Here is a 7,697-nt window from a genome sequence, read left to right on the forward strand (position 1 = left end):
GAAGATATCGGTCCGATAGCCGATTTCTTCCATGGTGGCGCGTCGCAAGTCATTGCGCAATTTCGGGTGGCCGGCAAGAATGACGGAAAGGCGGCCGTCGCCACCCTCCACCAGTTCCATCAGGCGCTTGAGGCCGGTCAATGTATGCCCGTTGAGATCATGCGCTTCATCGACGAACAGCGCGACCGGTCGCTTGTTCTGTTCTTCTTCACCAGTTCGCACAGATCGCGTTCGCGTTTTTCGCCTTGTGTCGGGATTCGCACCTGTCTTTCGGTTGAGAGATCGTAGAACAGGGCGGAAATAAAGGTGGCGAGCTTGATGCGATGTTTCTCAATCGCCAATGATTTGGACACCGTGACGCGTTTCTCTTCCTCCAATACCTGCTCGATCCGCCGCAACATCATCGTTTTACCGCTGCCGACAACGCCGCAGATGGCGATCAACCGTCCCTCCAGGATCGCTCCCTTGATATCTTTCATCAGCTGCTGATGGTGTTCGGTCTCGAAATAACCTGCTCGGCTCAATGGCATGGTCAGGCCGTAATGCTTCATGACTTCAGCTCGCATGATCCTCTCCTGATCGATTCTGACGGAAATAATCTCGAACGCGCGCCAGCACGATGCGCCGGATAAACGTTTCTCTCAGCACCTGGTCGATGAACTCTCGATCTTCTACCGGCAATTTCGTCAACGGCCGCGCCAGGTCATTGGCAATTGCCAGCTTGGCGGCAATTGTATTTGGAAACCGGCATTCATGCGCGTCGGCGTCGAATGGCTGGTGTGGCAGTGCGACGGCAGACGGTGCAGGCAGGATAAGCCGCACGTCACCAGCAAGCGCCGCGATCGGCAATCCGATCTGGTCCGCTAATGAACGAATGCGCTCAGAACGCTCTTCGACCTTACCGCGCTTGAAGGCGCGGTAGCGATGCAACAGGATCGGGCCGGAAACCGGGTAATATGGGCCGAAGCGCTCGCCGTCGAATTCGGCATAGAGTTCATCGTCGAACAGTCCCCAGAGCAGCACGACCGTCTCGCCGGCCATGTCGGGTTCCAGTTCATAAGCGGTGCCATCAATGCTAACCCGCGCATCGATGCCGACCTTGCGCCGTTCCGGTTCGCGGGCGAAGCGGCAGAACTGCTCCCAGGCGCACATATCCCGTAACCCATCAACTGGTACGTGAGCGAGCCAATCCTCGATACGCGAATGTTTTTCCGATCGGTGCTGCTGGTCGTTGTAGCGCATGAGGTAGCGCAACAGCCACGCGTTTGCCTGTTTCTCGGTTTCAGGTTTGTGAAAGTGATACAGGGTTTCGTGGGCTTCCTTGACGGTGCGAAACGGCCGTTCAACCTTGCCCTTCGAGCGCGCCGTCGTACGGGTACCGTCCTTGCCGGCTGGAACATGCGTTTGCCATTCGATATCGAGCGCCTGCATGACATTCTGGAATACCCGGCCCTTCGCGACGGGGCCGTTATCGAGATAAAGCATCTTCGGTCTTCCCTGGAGGGGAAACCCGGGATCAGTTTTTGCAGACATCGCATTAAACAGGAAGCGCAATGCTGATTCGACATCTTCGCCATAGACACAGCGATATTCCTGATAAACCGTACCGCTGCGATCATCGACCACGCTGAACAGCATCAGCGTCGGCTCACCCTTGGCCGAGTCGACCCAGTCGGGACGCTCGATGTGCTTGAGATCTGATGGCGACATATCGAATTGCCAGCAGTCGTTGCTGTGTTCCGCCTGGAACCGCGTTGCCGGTGGCTGCCGGAGCAGATGGGTCTGATCGAGCCGCAGCGTTGTCAGATAGCGATTCACCGTCGAACGGCGCAATAATCCCTCGGGTGCTTTGATAAGGCCCTGCGGCGTTTCCACACCATAATCTTCGAGAAGTTCGATGGCGCGTCCGGTGGAAAGATGCCGGCCCTGTTTGTTGGTTGTGCGCAGCTTCAATGCTGCGATCAGTTCACAGTATCGCACGAGATCGGAGGATTCATCACACGCGGCTTGCCGCGATCGGCACGATACGCCGAGCGGGGTTGTCGAAAGCGGTGCAACGCCCGGTAAACACTCGCCGACGAGATGCCATACAATTCCGCGACCAGTTTGATCTGGGTGGCTCGTTCCGGGCTTTTGTGCGGCAGGCGGTCCAGCCGCTGACGCAGCTGCATCAAGGAATCTGGCGGGACCGCCTTACGCCGTCCGCTCGGCATTGCGCCTGGCTTTGAGATGTGGTCGATCCGCGGGATCGGAATGGCCTTCAAGCAGAAGGTGGCCCAGCGCTTTGGCCGAACCGTCGCCGTTGACGTATGAATAGAGGGTAGTGGTGGTGATGCCGAGGCGTTTGGCAACCTCCGTTGCATTGGCGTTTGAATCCGACATTGCAGTCATCGCCATCAAGAGCGTCGATCGATCCATCTTGCGCGGCCGCCCACCCATCCGTCCACGGGCCCGCGCTGCTTTTAATCCAGCATGGGTGCGCTCGATAATGAGTTCGCGTTCAAATTGGGGCGAGCGAGGCGAAAATGCCGAAGATCAGCTGACCGTGCGCAGTGGTGGTGTCAATCTCTGCACCTTGGCCGGTCAGTACCTTGAATCCAATGTCGCGGTTGCGCAGCTCATCGACGAGTGTGACGAGATGTTTGAGGTCCCGGCCAAGTCGATCGAGCTTCCACACAACCAATGTATCGCCCGCGCGCAATGCCTTGAGACAAGCATCCAGTCCGGGCCGGTGATCTTTTCGGCCGGAGGCAAGGTCTTCATAAAGAACGGCGGCATCAACGCCAGCTTCGATCAAAGCGTCACGTTGAGGGGCAAGCGTTTGACTGCCGTCACTCTTGGATACACGCATTTAGCCGATGAACATGGGTGCCGCCAAAAAAGAAAAAGTGGGACAATCAACTTTGTATACTTTTTTTGATTGAGTTATCTAGCGGAAAAATCGATCAAATTGCGCTCCCGCAATCAACTGCAAGGAAAACGCCCGTTTTTCTGATGGTTCTCCGACAGACGTGCCGCCGATCTAAGTCATGCTTCTCAGGAGAAGTTCCATACGAAGCCATCGAATCGGTCAATTTTGACGGTGATACGCAATAGACTCCCTGGCGCGGCACCCATACAATCTCCCAACCGTCTTCTCTGGGAGCAGACTCTCCACATGGTCGAAGAACGCGCCGAGCGACACCTTGCAGCCATTCTGGCCGCTGACGTTGTGGGTTACAGCCGGCTGATGGAGCAGAATGAGGCGGAGACCTTCGAACGGCTGCGCGTCCATCGTAAAGAGCTATTCGAGCCGGAAATCACCAAGCATCGAGGTCGCATCTTCAAGCTGATGGGCGACGGGTTGCTTGCCGAATTCAGCAGTGTCGTCGACGCAGTCGAATGTGCAGTGGCGCTACAGCGAGCGATGGCGGAGCGCAACACGGGCCTCGCTGAAGACCAGCGCATCGACGTACGGATCGGGATCAATCTTGGCGACGTAATTGTCGAGGGCGACGATCGGCACGGCGATGGTGTCAATATTGCTGCGCGCCTGCAGCAACTGGCGGAGCCTGGCGGCATTGCCGTTTCGCGGACCGTCGTCGATCACGTGAAGCACAAGCTCGTGTTAGGATTCCAATCGCTTGGCGAACAACGGGTCAAGAACATCACCGATCCCATAGGAGTTTACCGTTTGGCTCCTCACGCGAGGATCCCGAAACGGGACTTCTCCGTTAGATGGAATAGGCAGCGCGGAAGACGGCTTGTGGCGGCACTCGTTCTTCTTCTCCTGATCGGCGTGGGCGCGGCGTCTTGGTACTTCAATGGACCTCATCAACAGCCGATCCACCGCTTGTCTATCGTGGTGTTGCCATTCACCAATCTCGGCAACGATCCTGAGCAGGAATACTTCGCCGATGCCATTACTAATGATCTAACGACAGATCTGTCGCGCATTGAGGATAGTTTCGTGATCGCACCGAGCACCGCCCGCACATACAAGGGGAGGAACTTGGATGCCAGACAGATCGGCCGGGAACTGAATGTGCGCTACATTTTGGATGGTAGTCTGCGCCGAACGGAAAACCAGGTGCGCATCAACGCTCAATTGATTGACGCGGAAACGAATCTTGCAATTTGGTCAGATCGTTTTGACGGCTATTGGACCAAGTCTATGCAGCTACAGGATCAAATAACCGGCCGCCTGGCACGGAGACTGGACCTAGAGCTAACCGAAGCGGAGAGCCGCCGCGCCCAAACGGAGCGTCCCAATAATCCGAATGCCGTTGATCTCGCGATGCGCGGATGGTCTTTGCTCAATCAACCCTATTCCCGCGCACTGCTGTCTCAGTCCCGCGACTTGTTTGAGCAAGCTCTGCGTATTGAGCCGGATCTGCCCAAGGCTCTCCTAGGGCTGGCGCAGACATTGGCTATCGGAGTCAACTATCGTTGGAGTAGCGGCCCAGATGAGGAGCTCGCGCGGGCTACCGCCGCCGTAAACCGGGTGCTATCGGCGTTTCCCAATGACGCGATGGCGCATTTCGTGAAGGGCGAAATCCTGCGGGGTGGAGGAAAGGACTTCGAATCTGCAATTGATGAGTATGGGGCGGCGATCTCGATAAATCCCAGTCTGGCGCCCGCTTATGCGTCGCTGGGTAACGCCAAGATCCGTGCCGGCCGGGCAGAGGAGGCGTTTGCACCGCTTCAGACCGCAATTCGGTTGAGCCCGCGAGATCCCCTCTTGAACATTTGGTATTTCAATATCTGTCACGCACACACGCATCTTGCGCGGGATGCTGACGCGATCGAATGGTGCCGTCGGTCTGTTGCGCTCAGCCCATTCTGGATCTCCTATGTCGACTTGGCTTCTGCGTATGCGTGGACGGGACAGAGCGCCGAGGCTCACGCGGCCGTTGCCGAACTACTTAAGTTAATGCCGAACTACACTATTGATCGATGGGTGCATGCGGGTTTTTCAGACAATCCAATTTTTCTGGCCCAATACCAGCGGATCATCGAGGGCCTGCGTAAAGCGGGCTTGCCTGAGAAATAGTGGGACTACAGCAGTCATACAAATCATGGCGCTACGCGAGAACGAAGGCTGTCCTGGGGCCGATCGTCAGCTCTTGGCGCTCCTTGCTTGTTCCGGTAGCCGCCTCAAACGACAAAGTTCCACCCTGAGCGGCTGTTGTCGTCGGGCACCGAGCGTCGGGTTTTCACATTTGGAGCACTATGTGGGCGGCTTGTATTCGAAATGTGCCAAACCTGCCGAGATAAAGGCGTTGTTCAACAACACACTCGATCCAGCAGGCGCCGCATTCCTCCAGGACAAGATGCTTGCGGCGGGTTTGCCGATCTGAGCGGTTTTCACTTGCAGATAATGTGAGCAGGACACTTTGCAATGCGAGCACGTGTCACTTAATCTGGGCACAGTTGCAGTTAATCCGGGCACGCGCCCGATTTTCAGTTGCACTTATTGTGGGCAGGAAATTGTCTGGATTGCAGGTTCGGCACATTTCGAATGCAAGCCGCTACAGCTAGCGCTCAGTTCCGTTACGGATTTCGAGCCTTCCCTCTAGGGAATGTGACCCAGCCCAACGGTCTTCCTCCTTGGTGCAACTATTCCGACGACAGACATCGGTACGTCACTGTTGCATCACTTGTGCAGGCGTATTTTTGGCAACCTGACCGCCAAACGGTCCCCCAACGGCGGTCAGCCTTGGGGAGGAGTTCGAGACGGCCCGGTAACCTACCCAACGTCTCCTCCTCCTCCTCTTTTTCGCAACAACTTTTCTCGGCAGCATGAAGACCCGGTTTGAAGAGGACCAAAGCGGCACTGAATGTGATTTACCTATGCCCCAAAGGCACCGATTCCCCTCATGTTGTTACGTCCGTCCTGATGTCACCGACCCCCTGACGATCTCGTCCGCTGTTGTTCTTGTATCTCCGCTTCTCAAGGACATTACGCCAAGGGAACACATGGGCGCAAATTGGATCGGATGCGTATCGCTTGGACAGCTGTGGCAGCCGTTCACAGCTTCTTTTCCCGATGTTATTATCTCTTTCAGCGCCCCCGCAGGACGGAACGTTTTTGTCCGCCCGTCGTTGATGTCGCACACCCAATGGAGGAGAAAATGAAGCACTTTGCAATCGAACAGTTGCAGACCGTCGCCGATGTCGAAAGGGACCAGCCGCCCCTGTCGCGCAACCAACGCATTGAACGCTGGGCAGAACTTCTCGAATTAAATCCGGGCAAGCGTCTCGCGACGTTATACCAGACAGAAGACCTGCCGTCCAAGAAACGCGAGCTTGTCCGCGCCGACGGATCGCCGATCACGGTGGCTTTCGAAGATCCCATTCTACGTGCGGCTGGATTGGAGGGCGACAGTTATGGCGACGCAAAGCGATTTTTCCAACTGACCGATTACCAATTGCACAGGGCTCTCTGCTATTGTCATTTCGGAGGGACCGTGAGCGCTGCGACCGCGGCTCACTACGTCCGCAAGGCAGTTGGCAACCGGCGGCGGAATCTCATCGCGTGGTTATGGGATACGTTGGCTGACTAGCGCAGAATCGGTTCAAGGCATGCCAGACATTGGCCTTCACATAGGATTGGATGACCCCGGGCGTCGGGCATCTTGACGGATACCGATCCGGCGCCAACAGGGGTCAGGCAAGGCAAAGGGCGAGACCAATGAACTACACCGTGGCAATTGCGCCCTCGGGGCTCGCGGCGCGCGAGTGCTCGTATCCGAAGGTCTCAAACACAAGCATAGGAACCAGCTTCATTCGTAGGAACTCATCAGCTCCTTTCGTTCTCGGTGGTGCAGCTGAAATAAGGGCTCGATTAAGGCGCTTCGCTCCAGACGAGCTGTCGTCCAAAGGGATGTCCTGACCCGATCGTGCTGGCATGGTATTCTTGACCCGATCAAAATTTTGATCGGGGGAAGCACAAATGAGATACCTTACCTTGATGCTTGCAGCGATTATGCTTGTCGGCTGCATGGGGAATAAAGCTGAGCCGCCATATATCACGCCACAGTCATCGATCTATGGCGCATCGAAGGCAACGTTGACTGGTAAGTGCGTGCCCGTCAACAAGAGCGAAGGGGTGGTATCAACCTGTGTGAAATAGGTAAGCCGAATAAGCGATTTCACTAGTTGTAGAGGTCAGAGATAATTGGCGCCTGGGTCGGATCAAAATTTGGAGCCGATACACATGTAATTGCCGGAACAAACTAATTGTTTGGCCGTCGATGACTATTTGGCGCTGTTCACTGCGACATCCATTGCCGGTGCTCAAGGAAGCGCTCGGCGAGAAGATCGATGAAGACGCGCACCTTGCCTGGCAGGTGGCTGCGGTTTGGATAGATCGCGTTGATGCTGAATTCGACAGGCTTGAAGTCCGGCAGAAGCGAAATCAGCGTGCCGCTGGCGAGATCGTCAAAAATAACGAAGCTTGGCGCGAGAAAAATGCCATGGCCGGTCAGTGTCAAATAGCGCAGCGTTTCGGCGCTGTTCGAGACGTAGCGATCAAGGGTCACGTCGACAGTCTGTCACCGGCAAGCGGTCTCGAATTCGCACTGCTGCCCCCGGACAATGCGACCGGCAACTTCACCAAGATCGGCCAGCGTATTCCTGTGAAGATCGTGATTGATGACGAAGCGCTGGCTGGCCGGCTTCGCTCCGGCATGTCGGTCGAACCTGAAGTCAACACC

Annotated in this window: 3 protein-coding genes and 4 pseudogenes; 3 read left to right on the forward strand and 4 right to left on the reverse strand. The window is 56.1% G+C overall.

Features of this window, described 5'->3' with window-relative positions:
* Positions 1–137: 137 nt before the first annotated feature.
* The 3 genes and pseudogenes from AAAC48_RS08305 to AAAC48_RS08315 form a co-directional block, all read right to left on the reverse strand.
* Complete coding sequence (locus AAAC48_RS08305) at positions 138–566, reverse strand: hypothetical protein (RefSeq protein ID WP_340653734.1); 429 nt, start codon at positions 564–566, stop codon at positions 138–140.
* Positions 556–2,213, reverse strand: a pseudogene (locus AAAC48_RS08310) (IS481 family transposase). The gene AAAC48_RS08305 and the pseudogene AAAC48_RS08310 overlap by 11 nt, the downstream one beginning before the upstream one ends.
* Positions 2,194–2,851 (reverse strand): annotated as a pseudogene (locus tag AAAC48_RS08315) (recombinase family protein). The pseudogenes AAAC48_RS08310 and AAAC48_RS08315 overlap by 20 nt, the downstream one beginning before the upstream one ends.
* A gap of 306 nt (positions 2,852–3,157) precedes the next feature.
* On the opposite strand from AAAC48_RS08315, the gene AAAC48_RS08320 reads away from it, so the two are divergent.
* On the forward strand, positions 3,158–5,032 hold the full coding sequence (locus tag AAAC48_RS08320) for an adenylate/guanylate cyclase domain-containing protein (RefSeq protein WP_340653735.1): 1,875 nt from the start codon (positions 3,158–3,160) through the stop codon (positions 5,030–5,032).
* Positions 5,033–6,113: 1,081 nt separating this feature from the next.
* Positions 6,114–6,545 (forward strand): hypothetical protein, encoded by a 432-nt coding sequence (locus tag AAAC48_RS08325; protein WP_340653736.1) that lies wholly within the window; start codon positions 6,114–6,116, stop codon positions 6,543–6,545.
* Positions 6,546–7,253: 708 nt separating this feature from the next.
* Here AAAC48_RS08325 and AAAC48_RS08330 read toward each other — a convergent pair.
* Positions 7,254–7,505, reverse strand: a pseudogene (locus tag AAAC48_RS08330) (LysR substrate-binding domain-containing protein); the annotation flags it as partial.
* Here AAAC48_RS08330 and AAAC48_RS08335 point away from each other — a divergent pair.
* A pseudogene (locus AAAC48_RS08335) lies at positions 7,503–7,697 on the forward strand (HlyD family secretion protein); the annotation flags it as partial. The pseudogenes AAAC48_RS08330 and AAAC48_RS08335 sit on opposite strands and share 3 nt — an antisense overlap.

This window comes from Phyllobacterium sp., assembly GCF_037994405.1.
In the GTDB taxonomy this organism is placed as follows: Bacteria; Pseudomonadota; Alphaproteobacteria; order Rhizobiales; family Rhizobiaceae; genus Phyllobacterium.